The following is an 18,212-nucleotide window of genomic DNA, read 5'->3' as shown; positions in this document are numbered from 1 at the left end:
CAAACACAAAATCGAAAAAACTTTTTGAAGAATTTTAAGAAAACAGCCTGTTTAGGAATGTTTAGTTATAAAATAATTAAGTTAAGTGTACTGTATTTGTTTGATAGATAATTGATTGTTTTGTGTGTAGAAAATAAAATACAATACTTTTTTCTTCTTTTATTAAAATGAAAAAAAATAAGAAAAATTGAGATTTATTTGATTTGAAGTAATATTCTTATATGTTTTAAAGAGCTTTTGTTTGTTCTTCAATATTTTTAAAATGAAAAAGAGGCTCGAAAGCCTCTTTTTTGAATTATACATTTATAAAAAGTTTATTCCTTTTTTAATAATTTTTCTAAAACCTTAATTTGTTCTTCTTTGGCTTTTAAAAGTTCCAGATTTAATCGTTTGATTTCTTCTAAAGCTTCAAGCCATTTTTCAATTGGATTTACATTGAAAGTTGGATAGTAATTGTATCCATTGGATTGATCATTAAAAGTATTGGATATAATATTTATGGCTTGTTCTTCATCAAAATTTTTAAAAGCTTCAACAGGAATTTTCAAAGAAGTAGAGATTTGTTTAAGCAGATTATCTTCGATTACATCCTTCTGTTCCAGAATAGAGATTTTTTTCTGATTCCAATCTTCACCCAAATCATAAGCAAGAGCTTCCTGTTTGATGCCAAGCATTTCTCTGAAGCGTTTTACATTTCTTCCCTGATGAATTTTCTGTTCCATAATAATTTCTGATTTTCTGAAGGCTCAAATATAAAGCTATCTCAATTAAAAAGTCTGATTTCAAAGATAAAAAATATCCCGTAAAATATTCTTTTTGTCAGATATTATATCCTAATTCTGATTTGAGTATCATCTTATAAAAGAAAAAAGCGTTTGTGCGGTTTAATTTTAAAATGCTGATATATAGCTTGTAATGTCTTATTTGGTATATTAGCACAGATAAAATGCAAACATGAATCTAATTTTACTAATTGTAATTTTTTCGTTGATTTTAATTTTTGGTTTTTATAAGTCAAAAATTAAAGGAATAATTGGAGAAAAAACGGTTTCTTCAATATTACATTTTTTAGATAAATCAGAGTATAAAATTATCAATAATGTCGTCTTAAAAACGGGAGAAGTAACCACTCAAATTGATCATGTAATAATTTCAAGTTTTGGAATATTTGTTATTGAAACCAAAAATTATAAAGGATGAATTGTTGGATATGAAAACTCAAAATATTGGACTCAAGTAATATATAACTACAAAACTAAATTTTATAATCCTATTTTCCAAAATGCTGGGCATATAAGAGCTTTAAGAGCTTGTTTGAAGGGATATAATAATATCGAATACATATCTATTATTGTTTTTTCTGAAAAAGCCGAAATAAAAATAGATACTAGTGTTGATGTCATTAACATGCATCGGCTTTTAAGAACAATTAAAAAATACTCAACTATACATCTCTCCGAAATTGATAAGGATAATATTTTTCAAAAAATTAATGCTTCTAATTTGAAAAGTTCTTTTAATCAACATGAACATATTAATTCGATTAAAAGAAGAATTAATGATCGAGAGAAAACAATTCAAGCAAATAAATGTCCAAGATGTGGTAATAATTTGGTTGAAAGAAGAGGGGAATTTGGAAGTTTTTTAGGGTGTAAATCATATCCAAAATGTAAATTCACGCAAAAATAGGATGGTAATCTTGTTTAAAAATCTTTGCTAGTATGAGTGTTTATAGTTTTCAAATAAAAAAACTTTGAGTAGCGCTAAGAAGAATTATAGTAGAATTAAGAAAAAGTGTTTTGCGCCAAGTGCTGTAAATTGATATTTAAAGTTTGTATTTTTGCCTTTATGAATGATAATTTTATAAATGAATACTTTGGCATAGGAATACAAAATGGTAAAACGCCTGAAAATTTGGGAGTTTTGTGGCGTTCGGCTCAAAACATGGGTGCTACTTTTATATTTACCATTGGTAATCGATATGCGAAACAAGCGTGTGATACTCATGATGCTGTAAAAGCGATTCCTTATTTTCATTACGAGACTTTTGAAGCTTTCTATGAAAATTTGCCTAAAGGAGCACGATTAGTTGGTGTAGAACTGACCGACAAAGCCTCTGATTTAGAAACTTTTGAGCATCCAAGAAGATGCGTTTATTTATTGGGAGCAGAAGATCACGGTTTATCTAAAAATGCGATGAGTAAATGTCATAATTTAGTGAAATTTAAATCGGAAAAAAGCCTAAATGTGGCCGTGGCAGGAACTATTATTATGTATGATAGAAATTTGCCTAAACCACGTTCTTGAGGCAAAGCTTTTCAAAATAGTTTTTTTAAACTTTTCAAACTCGATCGCTCCGATATGTAGACAGCGATAGCGCAGATTTGTAATCTGTGCCCGCAAAAGGAATCAGAAACAAAAAAGCTTCAGATTTCTCTGAAGCTTTTTGTCTTAGTAGCGGGAACAGGACTCGAACCTGTGACCTTCGGGTTATGAGCCCGACGAGCTGCCTACTGCTCTATCCCGCGATGTTTCGGGTGCAAAGATACATACTAAATACGTTTATCCAAAGAAATTCTTGAAATATTTTCTAGAAAAGGTGTTTTAGTGTAATTTGTTGATATTTAGGTGATTATTTTTTAATGCTTAAAGAGTTTATATTTTATAAGTCAATAATTCTGCGTAAGGATCGTTTTTTAAACCCAATAATTTGCCAAAAGCAGGCTCGGTTTTATAGCCGTTTTGTTTGAGTTTTATAATCTCTAAACGGAAATTCTCATCTCGCGATTGCAGAATTTCATGTTCTATAATCATGTGTCGGTAACCGTTTTGGTTTTTGGTTGGAATATCTTGACCGAAAATTTCAATTTCAAAATCTTCTAATTTAAAACTTGCAATTATAGAAAGTTGTTCATTTACAATAACTTCTGAAATTTTAAAATCAGTTTTAGATTGAAATAGAGTAGTGATGATTTCGATGTAATGAGTTTTGTTCTGCCAATAACAAATAATATCGAGATCGCTGTTTTCAATATCAATATTTATTGGAATAGTTCCCGCTAAAATAGGATCAAATTCAGACAGATTTTCTAAAACCTTATTTTGGGTAAGTGTTTTATAAGCCTTGATTTGTCTGGGATTTCCATCTTTTAAATAATCTATTGTATCGAAATGAATCATTTTAATTGTCGTAATTTTTCTCTTCTTCGATTTCCTGTTTGAGTCTGTTGTTAATGTCGACTTTAGCTTTAGTGAAAACGAAAATTGTTGTTTGGTATTCTCTGGCGTACTGATTGGTTATGCTTCCGCCAATGCGTGCAGACTCAAAAAACGGACTGGTTTCTTTAAATTCAGTACTGTTTTCTTCAAATTCTTTCACCCTTATTAGATTCGTATAATGCACATTCAAATTGAACCAATTCACGTAATCAGCATTGAAAGAAACGGCTTTAATGCCTTTTTTAGTGTAATAATTAATAGCTCCGGCTTGTCCGTAATTATCACAAAGCACTAAAGTATTTTCAGATTTTGGAAACAAAGCATAAACAGAATCTGTTTTTCGGGCTAGTTCTTTCCAACCCAGCATATCAGCAAAATCTTGAGAAAGGTTATGTTCTTTTCCATCTTCCCAGCGATGTGTTCCAAGTTTGTTTTTTACAATGTATTCTGGACTTTTATTAGGAAAGGCAAGCTGGTACATCGGAATAAAAAACAATAACGGAAGTAAAATAAATACAGGTTTTAAATAGCGTTTCCATCCTGATTGTAAAACATCTTCAAGGTAAACAGCTCCAAATGCTATGTAAATTGGATACAAACCAATGGCATAATAGGCTTTGGCTTTGAAATAAAGAAAAACAAGCAGCGTGAAAATGATCGATGTAAAAAAGAATTTGAATTTTTCGAAAGGTTTGTAAAATACTAAAGCATAAAAAGAGGAAAGAATTACGAATAAACCTCCAATAAAATATAGAATCTGCTCTTTTAAAAAATCGATACGGTCTACGTTTACCAGTTGCGTTTCTGCTAGTTCTTTCATGTGATGTACAATAGGAAAATTATTGTTGTACTGCCACAATAGATTGGGTAAAATCAAAAGAATTCCTAAAATCAACGCAAAATATAATTTTTTCTCAGCCAATATTTTACGTTGTTTTGAAAGTAAGAGCGCTGGAAAAAGTCCGATTAAGAGGAAAAGAATATTGTATTTGTTTAGGAATCCAAATGCAAAAACAACAGCTCCGATATAAAACCATTTAGGTTTTTCTGAAGAAATATATTGAATTACCACATAATAAAAAGCTGTCCAAGATAAAACATCTACAGAGTTTGGCTGATACAGCATGTTAATTCGTAACAATGCTGAAAACACAATACATAATGCTCCTAAAATTAAAGCATACCAATTGCCTTTTAAAAGCTCGATAGTTTTCCAAACCATTAAAAGCGTTAAAGCGCCAAAAAGGGCAGGGAAGAACTTTACCCAGAAAACAGAATTTCCTAATAAAAAAATAACGTACGAAAACCAGGAAGTCACAGGCGGGACAGACAGATATCCCCAAGCTAAATGATGCGCTTGGTCGAGATGAAGGTATTCATCACGCTGTAAATCATATTCGGGACTGATTAAAGTATATTGTAAAACAAATTTTAAAATGATAAACCCAATTAATACAATCGTTTTTTTATTCATGAAAATTTAGTTTTTGGAGTGGTGGTTTGGTTTTAGTACAGCTAATATAGGATTTATTTTGATTGTAGGTTTTAAAATAAAAAAGCTCCAGATTTCTCTGAAGCTTTTGATTTTATTCCTCGTTTGCGGTTTCAAATTCCATGTGGTCAACGATTTCTTCGTCGGCTTTTGCAGATTTTGAAGCTTTAAGAGCGTTGAATCTTTCCAGCATTTCAGTTTCTTCTTCTTCACCGCTGAAATATGGAAAAACATCCATAATTGGTGATTCTGAAATTGCCGGAATCGAATATTCGCCCATCGTATTTTTCATTACATGAATCGTATTGTCAAAAGCTTCTCGTACATCATTTGCCTGAACCAGCATGTACATGTTTGATTTTCTTTCTTTTCCGCTTTCTTCGTCATAAGCAATCAAAGAAACTTTAGACTTAAACCAACGGTCTGCATTTTCAAAAGGATGAATTTCAGCAAAATTGGCAACTTTTATATTCGTGATTTTAAATTCTTCACTTACATAAGCCACCATTTCTTCATTAATTCTTTTTTCAGCTTCTGTATACGATATAGCATCTACCAAATAGGGTTCTGTAACCACTTTTTGTCCGCCAGTTTCGTCTGTTTTTCTATATTTTACTTTGCATTCGTACCAAATTGCGCTCATCTTCTTTGTTTTTTTAAGGATGCCAAAGATAATTTTTGCTGTCAAAATATCGTGAGAATTTTAGAAATAGATATTCACAATTTGATTTGGTTTTATGTAAAGTGTTGAATGGTTTGTGATTAAGATTTTTAGCAGAAATTAATTTATTAAAAGCCTCTATGCTTTATGTCTCAAAACAATACTCGTATTCAACATAAGTTGAAGTAAAAATTGGATAAGGATAAACTTAAAATTAAATATAAATTAAAGTTTTAACCCTTACAAAAACTAATCAAAATTATATTAATGTATTTATTGTCATATATTTAACAAAATTAATTTTCCAAGAGGGTTAATCTTGTTAAAAAAAATAAAAATTAACATTCAAAAATGGTCTAATATTGTCTATTAAATACATTTTGTTAAAGTTTATAATAATCTATCTAATTATATGACCCTTATCCATCAAAACAAATTGCAATATGTTATTAATTACTTGATGAAACAAAAAAGCAATGTTTTCACATTGTTTTTTTTATTCTCATTTAATACATTTTTATATTCACAAAATATTTCTACATATTCACCAAAGCTTAGTATCCCTTCTTCCCCAGAAGCAGCGTTATTAGGGAGATTTGGAGAGATTCCGGTAGGTTATTATACTGGAATAGCTAATATTTCTATTCCATTATATTCTATAAAAGAAGATGGTATTGAAATACCATTAAGTTTAGGTTACCATAGTTCCGGAATTAAGGTCGCTGACGAAGCAACATGGGTTGGTTTGGGTTGGGATTTAAGCCCTGAAGGAACAATATCTATCGAAATACGAGGAGAAGTAGATATTCAAAGAAATCAACAGTATACCTGTGCAACAGATGCAGATACAAATACATTTAAAAATAGATTTCTTTATACAGGAGATTATTATTCGTTGAATGAAATAGGAAGATCAATGGCTACAAGTTCACCATGTCTTGAGGATGGAAATCATGGTTATTGGGATCCCTATTGTGCGATGAATGATTTAATTGGAGGAAAGCGGCAGCCTGATATCTTTTCGTATAATTTTAATGGACATTCTGGAAGATTTTATATAAACCCTGATACGAATCAAATTGTAATACTAGATAATAAAGGAGAGGATATTACATTTCAGGTAACTTCTACTAGTATTACTGCGAGAACAATTGATGGAAATATTTTTTATTTTAATGTTTTGGAAGATTCGCATGCTAATAATATGTTTGATATATCTGGATATACTTTTAAACTTAGCCAAATTGTATTGGCTACTGGGAAAACAATAAACTATACTTATATTAACGAACAAACAATAAATTATTTTTATACTGAATCAATAGACTTTCAAGGTCCATCATCACAAACGGGACAAACTTCTGTTTTAGAAAAACATTTTTCATTTATCAATTGCAATAAAAAAACATTGACAAAAATCGAAAGTCCTACTACTACTATTAATTTTAATTTAGAAGATAGAGATGATATTAATTCAACTTCAACAACAAAAATTAAAAGACTAAAATCAATAGATATTATATCAACTGTAAGCGGTACAAAAATCAAATCTTATAATTTTGGATATAGTTATTTTGCTAACAATACTATAGGTTTTAATGGAAGTTCAACTTACGGTGAGCTTAATAAAAGATTAAAGCTTGACTCTGTGAAGGAGATTGGATACAACACCAATGGTACACAAGATACTAGTAAACCGGATTATAAATTCAATTATAAAACCGATGTTTTATTACCACAAAAAAATTCATTTGCAGTAGATTTTTGGGGATATTATAATGGTAAGAACAATACTAGTTACATTCCCAATTTAGATTATTTTCATTATGATCTGGATGAAACTTTTAGTACTGTTCAAAAACCATATTTTAAGTTTAGCAATAATTCAGCCAACAGATATACTGATAATATATATTCTGGAGCATATATGCTTAACAAAATTACTTATCCAACTGGTGGTTTTACTCAATTTGAATATGAACCTAATTCTTTTTCAAATCAATTTATACCTGAGTTTTATAAAAATGAATCTGCTTACAAAAATATTTATCTTTTAGATAATAATGGTTCAGGAAATACTGTGTTTAAAAGTTTTGAGTTGTCCAGAGAAGTAACAATTGTTTTTTCAAATATAATAAGCGCATACAATGTAAACCGTGCTGCCTGGACATATGCAGAAATGTATGGGTCATATATTGAATTTACAAAAACTAAGACAATAAGTGGAACACCAACAACTACTATAATAAAAAGATGGGATTTATCAACTGAAAATAGTACTTTATTTAACAACAATCAAGGCAAGCAATGGGACGAAACAATGGTAATTCCTTACGATCCAGATCCAAGTGTGACTTATGCTGTAAAAGTATTTATGCCTGACGCTTTGAATTATGCAGAAAATTTTAATCATTCTTCATCTGTTAATTCCAGATTTTACTATTACGATGATATTGGTGTCGATAAATCTGTCAGTAATCAAGGTGGAATGAGAATTAAATCAATCAAAAATTATTCGACTTTTGGCGTATTAACTTCAAATAAACAATTTAAATATTACGGAGGTAAACTTCTTAACAAATTTGAACCACTGACGATGCTTAGATATAGCAATAAAACAGGAGGTGGAGTTAGTGGTGGTAATGCCTATGAATATATTGGTTTTCATAAAAAAATAGGTTTGTCTTCTGATGACTTTGGTATTGGTGGTGGAAATCCTATAGGTTATGATAAAGTTGAAGAAATAGATATAAAAGATACTGAAACTAATAATATTGGAAAGAAAACTTTTTATTATAACAACACTCCAAATAAAACTAAAACAGGTTTGCCAAGTATTCCCAATCTATTAAACGGGTTGATTAGTAAAGAGGAAACTTATAATAGCACAGGAACATTGCTAACAGATAAATCCTATACTTATGATCCGATAAAACCTGTAATAAACTTTTTCGGGATAAAACCTGTTTTAAAATCTTTCGGTAGTTATGGGATACCTTGCGGAACTGATTATTATGCCGGAGGTACTATTAGTGCTTATTTCAACGACAGTCCTTTAAATGGCGTTCAATATCAATATGATGTATATCCTCTTACTGCAATTTGGTATATGCCAAGCAGCACAATTTCTAAGCAGTATTTTAATGGAAACGCAGTTGCTACAACAGAAACTTTGACATATAATGCCCAAGGAAAAATAAGAAAATCTGCAAGTACAAATAGTAATGGTGATGAATTATCAACAACATATTATTATGCCAATGATAATCCGGAACTTTTACCAATTGAAGCTATAATGACTAATGCCCAGATGACAGGGATTCCCTTGGTAACCGAGAATCGCAAGAATACAGAGTTATTATCAAGACAAAATACACAGTATGCAAAAGATGCTACGACTTCAAATTTAATTTTACCTAAATACGTTTTTGCAGTGAAAGGAATTAATAGTTTAAGTTATCCAGCTCCTGAAAAAAAGGTTACTATAGATAGATATGATGTAAAAGGTAATACACAGCAATATACTTTGGAAAATGGTACAAGTGTAACTATCCTTTGGGGTTATGGAAAAACGCTTCCTATTGCAAAAATTGAAAATGCTACTTATTCACAAGTCGCAGCCGCTTTAGGAATAACTACTACAGTTCTGGATGGTTATAATGAAAGTAATTTAACGGCTATAAATAGTCTTAGAAGCAATAGCAGTTTAATAAATAGCCCAATTAGTACTTATACTCATATACCGTTAGTAGGCGTAAATACAATAACAGATTCAAAAGGAGATAAAATCACATATACATATGATTCATTTTCTAGATTGCAAAATGTAAAAGACAAAGACAACAATATTTTATCTGAAAATAAATACCAGTACCAAAATTAATTAGAAAATGATGAAAAAATACAATTATTACTTAGTCTTCGTTTTATTGATGTTTTTTGGTCAAATTCAGGCTGGAATTTATCCTAATTACACACAAAACATTACAGTTCCTAATCTAAATAATAGTGGACAAAGCGGTACCGGAGGCGGCACAATATCTATAAACAACGATATATTAACTATTAGTCTTTCTGCTACCTGGGCTAACCCAAGTTATTTAAAAATTGGGACTGTTGCAACTTTAACAATTTCTCCAGCATTGCCTAATATGGAATTAGGGCAGTTATCATCTGCACCGGGAAGTCCGTTGGCAAACTATGCAGCAAAAATTGAAAACAATGCCTTGGTATTTTATCTATTGAATTCACCAACCAGCTGGAATGGATGTTATCTTAATTTTGTTAAAAATTTTGCTTGCTCAAACGCACAGACTTGGTATCTAGATGATGATTTAGATGGTTTAGGAGATCCATTAAATTTTATTGCAGGACAATGTACAAAGCCTAATGGTAACTATGTTTTGGATAATACGGATAATTGTCCGACAATTCCAGGGACAAATGCAAATTGTAATAGTTTAATACCAGTTTTACAGAATCGTAATTCGATAAAAAACGTAACTTACAAAATGGAAACTGCCACAAGTATTACTTCTCCAACTATTCTTCAGGCCAATCAAAATGTAACCTATTTTGACGGACTTGGAAGGCCTATACAAAAAAATTCATACCAATTGTCAGCTACAGGGAAAGATATTGTTACACCTGTTGAATATGATGATTTTGGAAGAGAAATTAAGGAATATCTACCATTTGCATCGTCACAAAATAATCTAAGTTATATAGATCCATCAACATTGGTTCCTAATTTAATTTCGCAGTATCAAACAAATTACGGTGCGGTAAACAATAATCCATTTAGTGAAAAAGAATTGGAAGCTTCACCTCTAGGACGTGTATTGCAGCAAGCTGCCCCAGGAAATGACTGGGCTTTGGCAAATAATCACACGATCAAGATGGATTATCAGACCAATGTTGGTAATGAAGTAAAATTATATTTAGCATATGCAGCATGGAATTCAAGTCTAGGCGTATATGACATATCGTTGAATTATGGGACTGGCAATGGTTTTTATCCTGCCAATCAGCTTTATAAAACCATAACCTATGATGAAAATACAATTGCGTCTCCAACAGAAACAAACGGCTCAACTGTAGAGTTTAAAAACAAAGAAGGACAGTTAATCTTAAAGCGCACATATGAAGCAGGAGTAAAACATGACACATATTATGTATATGATTCGTATGGTAATTTAACATATGTAATACCTCCAAAAGCAGCTGATTTAATTACATCTGTAGCAGCACAAAATGATGTAACGTCAACAGCTGTAATTAATTCAGGAAGTTCTTTGCAATTGACAGCAACAAATTCAATCAGATTGTTACCGGGCTTTAATGCCGTTTCAGGAAGTATATTCAGTGCTACAATTGTAAATAATCAGGGAATTTTAGACAATTTGTGCTATCAATATAAATACGATTATCGAAATCGACTTGTAGAGAAAAAATTACCCGGCAAACAATGGGAATTTATTGTTTATGACAAATTAGATAGATCTGTAGCGACTGGCCCGAGTTTATCTCCGTTTACCGATATCACTACTGCTGGATGGAGTGTAACTAAATATGATGCTTTAAACCGACCTATAATTACAGCATGGCTGCCTGGTACAATTACTAGTGCAGATAGAAAAACATTACAGGATACTCAAAACGGATATACTGCCAATTTTAGCGAAACCAAAATTGCAACTGCGACAAATACAACTATAAATGGAGTATCATTCAGATATACTACTGCTGCGTGGCCAACTACAGGGTATCATGTGTTGACAGTCAGTTATTTTGATGATTACAATTATCCAAATGCACCAACAATTCCAACTTCTGTTGAAACGCAAAATGTATTTTATAATACTACAACGAAACCTATTGGATTAGCTACGGGAAGCTGGATAAGAATTTTAGAAAATAGTACAACTTATAGAAATGAATTGTCATATACACTTTATGATGCTAAAGCAAGACCAATTCGTTCTTACATGCAAAATTTCTTGGGCGGTTACACTTATACTGATAGTAAGCTAAATGCGTTTTCAGGCCAGCTGCAGTACAGCATTGTAAGACATAAAAGGCTTAACACAGATACTGAATTAATGACTAAAGATGTTTTTACTTATTCTGACCAGGATCGTGTATTGACACAGACACATCAAATTAACAGCGGTACTATAGAACTTATTGCAAGTAATACTTATGATGAACTAGGACAACTGATTTCTAAAAAAGTAGGAAATACTACTGCTGCTCCAACACAGAATATCAATTATACGTATAATATTCGCGGATGGATGACGAATATTAACGACGTTAATTCATTAACAAAAGGTACGGATCCTAGAGATCAATTTGCCTTTAAAATAAGTTATAACACTCTTTCCAGCAGTATTTCTGGTGTAAAAGCTTTATACAATGGAAATATATCTGAAACCTATTGGACCAGTGCCTCTGAAACTACACCTGTTATTCGTTCTTATGGTTATAAATACGATAACCTAAACCGACTAAAAGATGCTGTTTTTCAAAGAGCAACCACAGTGAGCGGTGTTTATAATGAAAGCCTTACATACGATAAAAATGGAAACATTTTATCCTTAACACGTAATGGCAATAATGAAACAACAGCGACTCAAATAGATAATTTGGCATATAGTTATGGAGCAGGTAACCAAACCAATCAACTAACCAAAGTAGTTGACAATGCTCTTGCCGCAAATAAAATATACGGTTTTGTAGACAGTGCTGCCAATACTCTAGATGATTATAGTTATGATGCTAATGGAAACTTGATCAAGGACAATAACAAAAACATAACTAGCATAGTATATAACAATCTTAATCTGCCAACGCAAATAACTTTTTCAACAATAGGAAATATTGTATATCTTTATAATGCTGCGGGACAGAAGGTACAAAAGATAGTAACAACCACTTCACCTGCAAATGTTACAACAACAGATTATTTAGGAGGTTACCAGTACACAAATACAGCACTTAAGTTCTTTCCAACTGTTGAAGGCTATGTTGAAGCAGTTGCCGCAAGTTCTTTTAAATATATATACCAGTATAAAGATCATTTGGGTAACATTCGTTTGAGTTATGATAAAAATCTTGTAATAAAGGAAGAAAATAACTATTATCCTTTTGGATTAAAACAAGAGGGGTATAATATTCTGAAAAATTCTACAAATGATGGTTTAAAGTATAAGTACAATGGAAAGGAGCTCCAAGACGAGCTGGGGCTTAACTTTTACGACTATGGAGCAAGAAATTATGACCCTGCAATTGGTCGTTGGATGAACATTGATCCACTGGCTGAAAAAATGAGAAGACATAGTCCATATAACTATGCTTTTGATAATCCTATAAGATTTATTGATCCTGATGGTATGGCTCCTACTGATTGGATCAATTGGATTGGAACAAATGGCCAGCAACATATAACTTACGATAAAGATGTAAAAACTGTAGAGCAAGCAGAGGCAAAAGGCTACGGAAATGTAAAACAAGTTTTTGAATCTGGGACTGCTCATACAGAAGACTATAGTACAATTGTTGAGTTTGCGAAAGATGGTAACTTTGTTGTAAATAATGGTTCAAAAACAGATATCGATGACACTAGTGTAACGACAGAAAATGGAACTTTTATATCAAAAAATAAAGGGGTCGTGGATGCTCTAGGAGATGGTGTCCCAGGAATATTGCAAGACGTTGGTGATTCTTTAACTTTAGCAGCTTTGCCAGTCGCTGCAACAGGAATTGGTGTTCCATTAGCAGGAGCAATGGGAACAGTAGGAGGAACAATATCAAAAATCGGTACAGTTTTAGAAATAGGAAATGACGCTTTCGAAGGTAATTTTTCTTTCACCAAAGCAGCTACAAAATTAACAGTGAGTACACTTTCTAGTAAGATTGGAGGCTCAAGTGCTTTTGGTCCAACCGAACAAATAGCTAATGATAATGTATTTAATCTATTAGATAGATCTATAGATCAGGCAAAAAAGAAAGACTAAATATTAAAAAATGGAATATATATTTTTCATAATAGCTGTTGCTTTTGCAATTTATACACTTGTTGACTTTAAAAAGAAACCAAACGATAGTGAAATTAATCAATATTATAATTCAAAATATTATAGACTTTTACTTTTGATAATTGGTATAATTATAATGGCTATTATATCGTTTTTTATAAAAAGAAATAAATAAATTATGAAATTAAACTGTGCTGTAATATTTATTACAATTGTTATTTCGCAAAATTTAATTGCGCAAAAAATTAAGTTTAAAGATGAGAATCTTAAGATAAGTTTGATTGAACAAGGTTACGATTTTAATAAAGATAACGAAATAGAGGTATCAGAAATTGATACTGTTATTAAATTAAAAATAACTAAAAAGAACATTAAAATGTTAGATGATTTAGTACATTTTAAGAGTCTGAAAGCTTTTAATGCAATGAATAATCAAATAAGAAATATCGATGTCTTTTTTAACAATTCCAATATCGAAGAAATATATATCGGTGAGAACAATCTGGGAAAAAAACTCATATTAAAAAATATGCCAAAATTACGGGGGCTTTATGCTTTTAGAAATGGCTTAAGTGAACTGGTTTTAATTAATACTTCTAATATCGAGTCGTTGTATCTACAAGGAAATATATTTGAAAAAATTATCTTGGATAAACTTCCTAAGCTAAAAACTTTGCAGTTATCTGAAAATGGTAATTTAAAGATGATAAATGTTGAAAAAAATGTTGAACTTGTTCAGCTCTATCTTAATTCTACTAAAATTGAAAAACTAGATATTTCTAACAATCCTCTATTGAAAACACTCTACATTGATAATGGAGTTAATTTATTAAAATCAGAAAAACAGAGCATGATTAAACCTATGCAGAGTATTAAAGTATCAAATTAGTGGCTTGCTAAGAAAAACCGAACAAATTTAAGGGTGCATTATTGCACCCTTTTTATTAAATTCCTTTTCTCAATTTTCTTTTATTCCTTTTATTAAACTCCTTTGAGACATAGTCATTTACTTTTTCTACACGTAGCAGTATATTCACCATATTTTCTTTCACATACTCTTTTAATTCAGCATTTTGAAAATTAGCACCGTCAGTTGAAACCAAAAGATTGTACTTTTTTTCAATTTTAAGAATATTCATTGCACAGCTCTCCTGAATTCCTTTTGCACTGTATTCTTTTCCCAGACTGCTTCCGTTGAAAACGGATCTAGTTTTATGGTTAACGTAGGTTATTCCATAAAGCTGTCCTTCTCCACTTTTTCTTAGTATCATGTGAATGCTTTCTCCTTCCAGTACTTTGGATAATTTTTCGAGAGAAAATATGCTTTCACGAAAGAAATCTGAAGCTTTTGATTTTATTCCTCGTTTGCGGTTTAAAATTCCATGTGGTCAACGATTTCTTCGTCGGATTTTGCAGGTTTTGAAGCTTTAGAACTCATAGAAATGGATATCTTTATTTGTTTAAAAAAAGACCAAATGAAAGAGAAGTCGATAAATTTATTGAAACATTGTTTCAAGAGCGAGATAATTTTTTACGTGAAAAATATGCCAATTTAGATCCGAATTTGAATTATGAAACTCAATTGAATGATTTGAAATGGCTTTTAAATGTTGAAGCAATTTCGAGAAAAGAATATGATCAATATTATCTTGATTTAAAGCAGTTGTATGCGCCAAAAAGAGGTGCAATAGGTTTTGATAGATAATTCTATCGATAGAAAGACGAGTAAAAATCCAACAAAAAAAGCTTCAGATTTTTCTGAAGCTTTTTTTGTTGAGGTAATTTTTAAGAATCTTAAAAATTAGTATTTACTTTTTTAGAACGATCTGCAATAAATGAGATAAGCCATGTTACTTGTCCTTCTTTTACAAAATACACTTTTTTAGACTCCAATTCTGGAATACTTTCTAAACAAGTCAGCAAAATGTTGTTCGCAGAAATAAGATATTTTTGATCGTAAGTGCTTAAAACTCTTGCCGCTTCTGAATTGGTTTTGGCTAGGGTCGTAAATTTGGTGAAATTGTTTTTCAAAATCGCATCATAATCAATTACATCTTGCAGGGTTAAAGTAATATAATGTTCTTTAACGTTTTCATTGTAAAATAGTGTTGAAAATGCCCATACAGCACCACCAGATAAATAAATTTTATTCTTTTTTGTCAAAGGAGGATTTGCATCAAAAAGCTCTTTTGTTTTCTTACGTAGAATAGTATTGTAGTCAAATGACTTTTCTTGATAAGTCAACATATCATTTGCCTGACTTTGATTTAAAACGGTTTTCTGAACAGCATCAGTTAAAGTCATTGTTCCAAAATCCAATTCTAGCGGAACAAATTCTAGTTTGTTATCTTTAAGTTCATCAATGTAACCGCCTTTAGTAGTTTGAGCTCCAATATCAAGAAGAAAAGCACTAGCATAATCAACGGGAGGCATGGCACCTTTAACTAATGTTTTTGCTTCTTCATTAGCCTCAAGGATTTCAAGTTCTTTGTTGGTTAGAGTGGCGATTTTAGTTTTTAAAGCCTCAGCATTTCGTGCAGATTGAAAAACAGGAGCTGCAACGATAAAGATATTTTCTTCAAGAATTTTATAATCAGCTCTGATTTTTTTCAATTGGTCAGATACTACAACACTGGCTCTGTTGATGTCTTCCTGAGGAAGTGCTCCCGTAGCAGCAATATGATCGGCAAAAGGGATTCTTTCAGTTGAGAAAGAAAGAATTTTGTAATCGGCCTTTCTAATATTGTTTACGTCTATAACTGAAACTTTTATAGCTCGGCGACCAATTTCAATTCCCGCATAAATGCTTTTTTGAGAGAATAATGTGATACTAAAAAATAAATTTAAAAGAATGAAAAATAGAACGTGGGGTTTGTTTTTTTTAAGCATTGTATTTAATTAAATATGATTTGTTTTTGAATGCAGGTTTTGTGTGGTATTTATATGAAAATCGCAATTTTGTATTGAAAAAAATGGGTTTCAATAAAAAATTGCAAATTTATAAAAACATTCAAGAAAATAAACTCAGTTATTGAGAAAAGATATTATTTAATTATTAAGCTTTGTTTTAATGCTTGGTAATTTGTGATTTTTTCTTTTTATAAAGAATTGCCAAAAGATGATAATTCAAGGAAAACGTCAAATTTTAATTCTTATTTTTTTAAAGTATAAAGTAAGAAGTGTTTAAGAATATTACGTATTATGTCCAATAACTTTACTTCCCCTGCTCAATACGTTCCAAGTCTTCATTATGTTTTTTTCTGAATTGGAAATTTTGAAAATCATTGGTTGTTGGTGTTTCAAATTCAAAACTTTTTAGTTCGGCAATTTCGATTTTTAAATTCATGCCCTTAAAATCTAAAACGTGTCCTCCTTTTTTGGTGTCTGCTGAAAGAAAATGAAAATGGAAACCGCTCATTTGTATTCCATTCAAATATTCTGGTAGATGATAGCCAACCAATGTTCCTTTGGTATTTTGGATGTTGAAAAATTGCTGCCTATCTAAAATTGTGGAAAGCGCAGGAAAAGGTTCTTCCTTTACTGGTGGAAACGCCCTAGTTCTCATATTGCTAAAATCGCCTGTAATCTTTACAGCATACATTACATTTTTATTTGTTAATCGGTTTTCAATAGTTTCCAATAAATCCTTTTGTTCTGTAGCATTGTTTACATAGAATGTCATATTTGCCTCGAAAAAAGTAACTGTTGATAAAGGTGTTTTGTATTCGTTGTCTACTACATTTACTTCGCCTGTGGCTTTTGTCTGGTAAACTTTTCCATTAAGCATAGTTAATTCGCCATCTAGCATATCTGGAGCTGCAATACCAAAATCTCCTTTCAGTTTTAATTCTTTGATAGGTAATGAGCCTTTGTAAAGTCCTCCGATAAAAGCGTCGATAATACCATAATTATATAATATATTGTTTTTTGATTGTTCAGTTGATGTTATCTTGTCTTTTTCCTCGATTATCACCCTATTGTGAAACATTTGAGGCATATAGATTTTTTTAGTAGCAGAATTGTAATAAATATCAGCAATACTTTCGCCTGTAAAGTATGTTTGGCTTGTCTGGTCTAAATAAATCGTAAATCCATAATTTTCCAAAGTCTTTTACGGGAAATGTTACCCAATCTGAAATTAACAAATGGTTGTCATCTATCCATTCTATACCGTCAAAAAATCCATTAGCAATATTAGGTAACTCTTTAAATATTCCATTTCCTGTTTTAATGTAAACCGAACCTTCTCCATAGTTTTTACCATTGGTGCAAACCACTAATTGTTTCGTTTTTTTGTTGTAGTTTATTCCGTTTGCAGCAGATAAATTACCAATTATTTCAACTGATTTGTCTTTAGTGTTTATCTTGTAGATATTGCCTGAAATCGTTTCTGTAACACCAATAAAATCATTTTCTAACCTACAAATATCATTTAAAACTATTGCATCTGGTATAGTGAGTTCAAATACTGTTTTTCTTGTATTGATATCAAAGCCAACAATGCGCTCCATATCTGCAACGTATAATATGTTGTTTGCTATTGTTAACCCTTTAGGGGCATTTAAAACCCCTTTTTGTGGTAAAAACTTCAGTTTGATTAGTTTTCCGTCTTCCGATATTTCACTTATAAAACCATCTCCATCTTTGCTGAAAACATCTTGTCCTTGATTGGAAACAAAATAGCGTTTGCCATCTGATGTTACGCTTTCAGGCATTGCAAAACCGTTGATAATCTGTTGCGGGTAACCGTTAAATTTGATGCATACAAAGATTATCAAGACTATATTTCTTATTTTCATTT

General features: G+C 31.1%; 14 protein-coding genes, 1 tRNA gene and 1 pseudogene. 7 read left to right on the top strand and 9 right to left on the bottom strand.

Annotation, left to right across the window (positions count from 1 at the left end; all coding sequences use genetic code 11):
• Positions 1-314: 314 nt before the first annotated feature.
• Complete coding sequence (locus J0383_RS06265) at positions 315-722, bottom strand: helix-turn-helix domain-containing protein (RefSeq protein ID WP_207297569.1); 408 nt, start codon at positions 720-722, stop codon at positions 315-317.
• Between the two features lie 232 nt (positions 723-954).
• On the opposite strand from J0383_RS06265, the pseudogene J0383_RS06260 reads away from it, so the two are divergent.
• The 3 genes and pseudogenes from J0383_RS06260 to J0383_RS06250 all read left to right on the top strand — a co-directional run.
• Positions 955-1,302: pseudogene (locus tag J0383_RS06260) on the top strand (nuclease-related domain-containing protein); the annotation flags it as partial.
• Between the two features lie 12 nt (positions 1,303-1,314).
• The gene (locus tag J0383_RS06255; RefSeq protein ID WP_207297567.1) at positions 1,315-1,689 is read left to right on the top strand and encodes a topoisomerase DNA-binding C4 zinc finger domain-containing protein; all 375 of its coding nucleotides are present in this window, start codon (positions 1,315-1,317) and stop codon (positions 1,687-1,689) included.
• Between the two features lie 159 nt (positions 1,690-1,848).
• Positions 1,849-2,307, top strand: coding sequence for an RNA methyltransferase (locus J0383_RS06250; protein ID WP_207297566.1), 459 nt, complete (start codon positions 1,849-1,851; stop codon positions 2,305-2,307).
• A gap of 148 nt (positions 2,308-2,455) precedes the next feature.
• Here the strand turns inward: J0383_RS06250 and J0383_RS06245 are convergent.
• The 4 genes from J0383_RS06245 to J0383_RS06230 all read right to left on the bottom strand — a co-directional run bounded on the left by J0383_RS06245 (position 2,456) and on the right by J0383_RS06230 (position 5,354).
• Positions 2,456-2,528, bottom strand: a tRNA-Met gene (locus tag J0383_RS06245).
• A gap of 127 nt (positions 2,529-2,655) precedes the next feature.
• Positions 2,656-3,180 (bottom strand): DUF4269 domain-containing protein, encoded by a 525-nt coding sequence (locus tag J0383_RS06240; RefSeq protein WP_207297565.1) that lies wholly within the window; start codon positions 3,178-3,180, stop codon positions 2,656-2,658.
• A gap of 1 nt (position 3,181) precedes the next feature.
• On the bottom strand, positions 3,182-4,693 hold the full coding sequence (locus tag J0383_RS06235; RefSeq protein WP_207297564.1) for an ArnT family glycosyltransferase: 1,512 nt from the start codon (positions 4,691-4,693) through the stop codon (positions 3,182-3,184).
• A gap of 112 nt (positions 4,694-4,805) precedes the next feature.
• Positions 4,806-5,354, bottom strand: a complete 549-nt coding sequence (locus J0383_RS06230; protein WP_207297563.1) for a DUF4494 domain-containing protein — start codon at positions 5,352-5,354, stop codon at positions 4,806-4,808.
• A gap of 478 nt (positions 5,355-5,832) precedes the next feature.
• Here J0383_RS06230 and J0383_RS06225 point away from each other — a divergent pair, with 478 nt between their 5' ends.
• From J0383_RS06225 to J0383_RS06215, 3 genes are all read left to right on the top strand, one after another.
• Positions 5,833-9,255, top strand: a complete 3,423-nt coding sequence (locus J0383_RS06225) for a hypothetical protein (protein ID WP_207297562.1) — start codon at positions 5,833-5,835, stop codon at positions 9,253-9,255.
• Between the two features lie 7 nt (positions 9,256-9,262).
• The gene (locus tag J0383_RS06220; RefSeq protein WP_239023254.1) at positions 9,263-13,390 is read left to right on the top strand and encodes a DUF6443 domain-containing protein; all 4,128 of its coding nucleotides are present in this window, start codon (positions 9,263-9,265) and stop codon (positions 13,388-13,390) included.
• A 199-nt stretch (positions 13,391-13,589) separates the two neighbouring features.
• Complete coding sequence (locus J0383_RS06215; RefSeq protein ID WP_207297561.1) at positions 13,590-14,300, top strand: leucine-rich repeat domain-containing protein; 711 nt, start codon at positions 13,590-13,592, stop codon at positions 14,298-14,300.
• A 55-nt stretch (positions 14,301-14,355) separates the two neighbouring features.
• On the opposite strand, the gene J0383_RS06210 is transcribed toward J0383_RS06215, so the two are convergent.
• Positions 14,356-14,682, bottom strand: coding sequence for a hypothetical protein (locus J0383_RS06210; RefSeq protein ID WP_207297560.1), 327 nt, complete (start codon positions 14,680-14,682; stop codon positions 14,356-14,358).
• Positions 14,683-14,867: 185 nt separating this feature from the next.
• Between J0383_RS06210 and J0383_RS06205 the strand changes: the two genes are divergently transcribed.
• A complete protein-coding gene (locus tag J0383_RS06205) occupies positions 14,868-15,116 on the top strand; it encodes a hypothetical protein (RefSeq protein WP_207297559.1) in 249 nt (82 codons plus the stop codon).
• Positions 15,117-15,205: 89 nt separating this feature from the next.
• On the opposite strand, the gene J0383_RS06200 is transcribed toward J0383_RS06205, so the two are convergent.
• The 3 genes from J0383_RS06200 to J0383_RS06190 all read right to left on the bottom strand — a co-directional run bounded on the left by J0383_RS06200 (position 15,206) and on the right by J0383_RS06190 (position 18,210).
• Positions 15,206-16,300, bottom strand: coding sequence for a Ppx/GppA phosphatase family protein (locus tag J0383_RS06200; protein ID WP_207297558.1), 1,095 nt, complete (start codon positions 16,298-16,300; stop codon positions 15,206-15,208).
• Between the two features lie 325 nt (positions 16,301-16,625).
• Positions 16,626-17,516 (bottom strand): acetolactate decarboxylase, encoded by an 891-nt coding sequence (budA, locus tag J0383_RS06195; RefSeq protein ID WP_239023252.1) that lies wholly within the window; start codon positions 17,514-17,516, stop codon positions 16,626-16,628.
• The gene (locus tag J0383_RS06190) at positions 17,443-18,210 is read right to left on the bottom strand and encodes an NHL repeat-containing protein (RefSeq protein WP_207297557.1); all 768 of its coding nucleotides are present in this window, start codon (positions 18,208-18,210) and stop codon (positions 17,443-17,445) included. The genes budA and J0383_RS06190 overlap by 74 nt, the downstream gene beginning before the upstream one ends.
• Positions 18,211-18,212: the final 2 nt, after the last annotated feature.

It is taken from the genome of Flavobacterium endoglycinae (assembly GCF_017352115.1).
In the GTDB taxonomy this organism is placed as follows: Bacteria; Bacteroidota; Bacteroidia; order Flavobacteriales; family Flavobacteriaceae; genus Flavobacterium; species Flavobacterium endoglycinae.
The sequence above is the reverse complement of the archived record's forward strand: the minus strand, read 5'-3'. Positions and strand labels throughout refer to the sequence as shown.

Excerpts from the sequence above, each read along its gene's own strand:
- J0383_RS06265 (WP_207297569.1), bottom strand. The coding sequence starts at position 722 with ATGGAACAGAAAATTCATCAGGGAAGAAATGTAAAACGCTTCAGAGAA.
- J0383_RS06250 (WP_207297566.1), top strand. The coding sequence starts at position 1,849 with ATGAATGATAATTTTATAAATGAATACTTTGGCATAGGAATACAAAAT.
- J0383_RS06240 (WP_207297565.1), bottom strand. The coding sequence starts at position 3,180 with ATGATTCATTTCGATACAATAGATTATTTAAAAGATGGAAATCCCAGA.
- J0383_RS06235 (WP_207297564.1), bottom strand. The coding sequence starts at position 4,693 with ATGAATAAAAAAACGATTGTATTAATTGGGTTTATCATTTTAAAATTT.
- J0383_RS06230 (WP_207297563.1), bottom strand. The coding sequence starts at position 5,354 with ATGAGCGCAATTTGGTACGAATGCAAAGTAAAATATAGAAAAACAGAC.
- J0383_RS06225 (WP_207297562.1), top strand. The coding sequence starts at position 5,833 with ATGAAACAAAAAAGCAATGTTTTCACATTGTTTTTTTTATTCTCATTT.
- J0383_RS06220 (WP_239023254.1), top strand. The coding sequence starts at position 9,263 with ATGATGAAAAAATACAATTATTACTTAGTCTTCGTTTTATTGATGTTT.
- J0383_RS06215 (WP_207297561.1), top strand. The coding sequence starts at position 13,590 with ATGAAATTAAACTGTGCTGTAATATTTATTACAATTGTTATTTCGCAA.
- J0383_RS06210 (WP_207297560.1), bottom strand. The coding sequence starts at position 14,682 with ATGATACTAAGAAAAAGTGGAGAAGGACAGCTTTATGGAATAACCTAC.
- J0383_RS06200 (WP_207297558.1), bottom strand. The coding sequence starts at position 16,300 with ATGCTTAAAAAAAACAAACCCCACGTTCTATTTTTCATTCTTTTAAAT.
- J0383_RS06190 (WP_207297557.1), bottom strand. The coding sequence starts at position 18,210 with ATGAAAATAAGAAATATAGTCTTGATAATCTTTGTATGCATCAAATTT.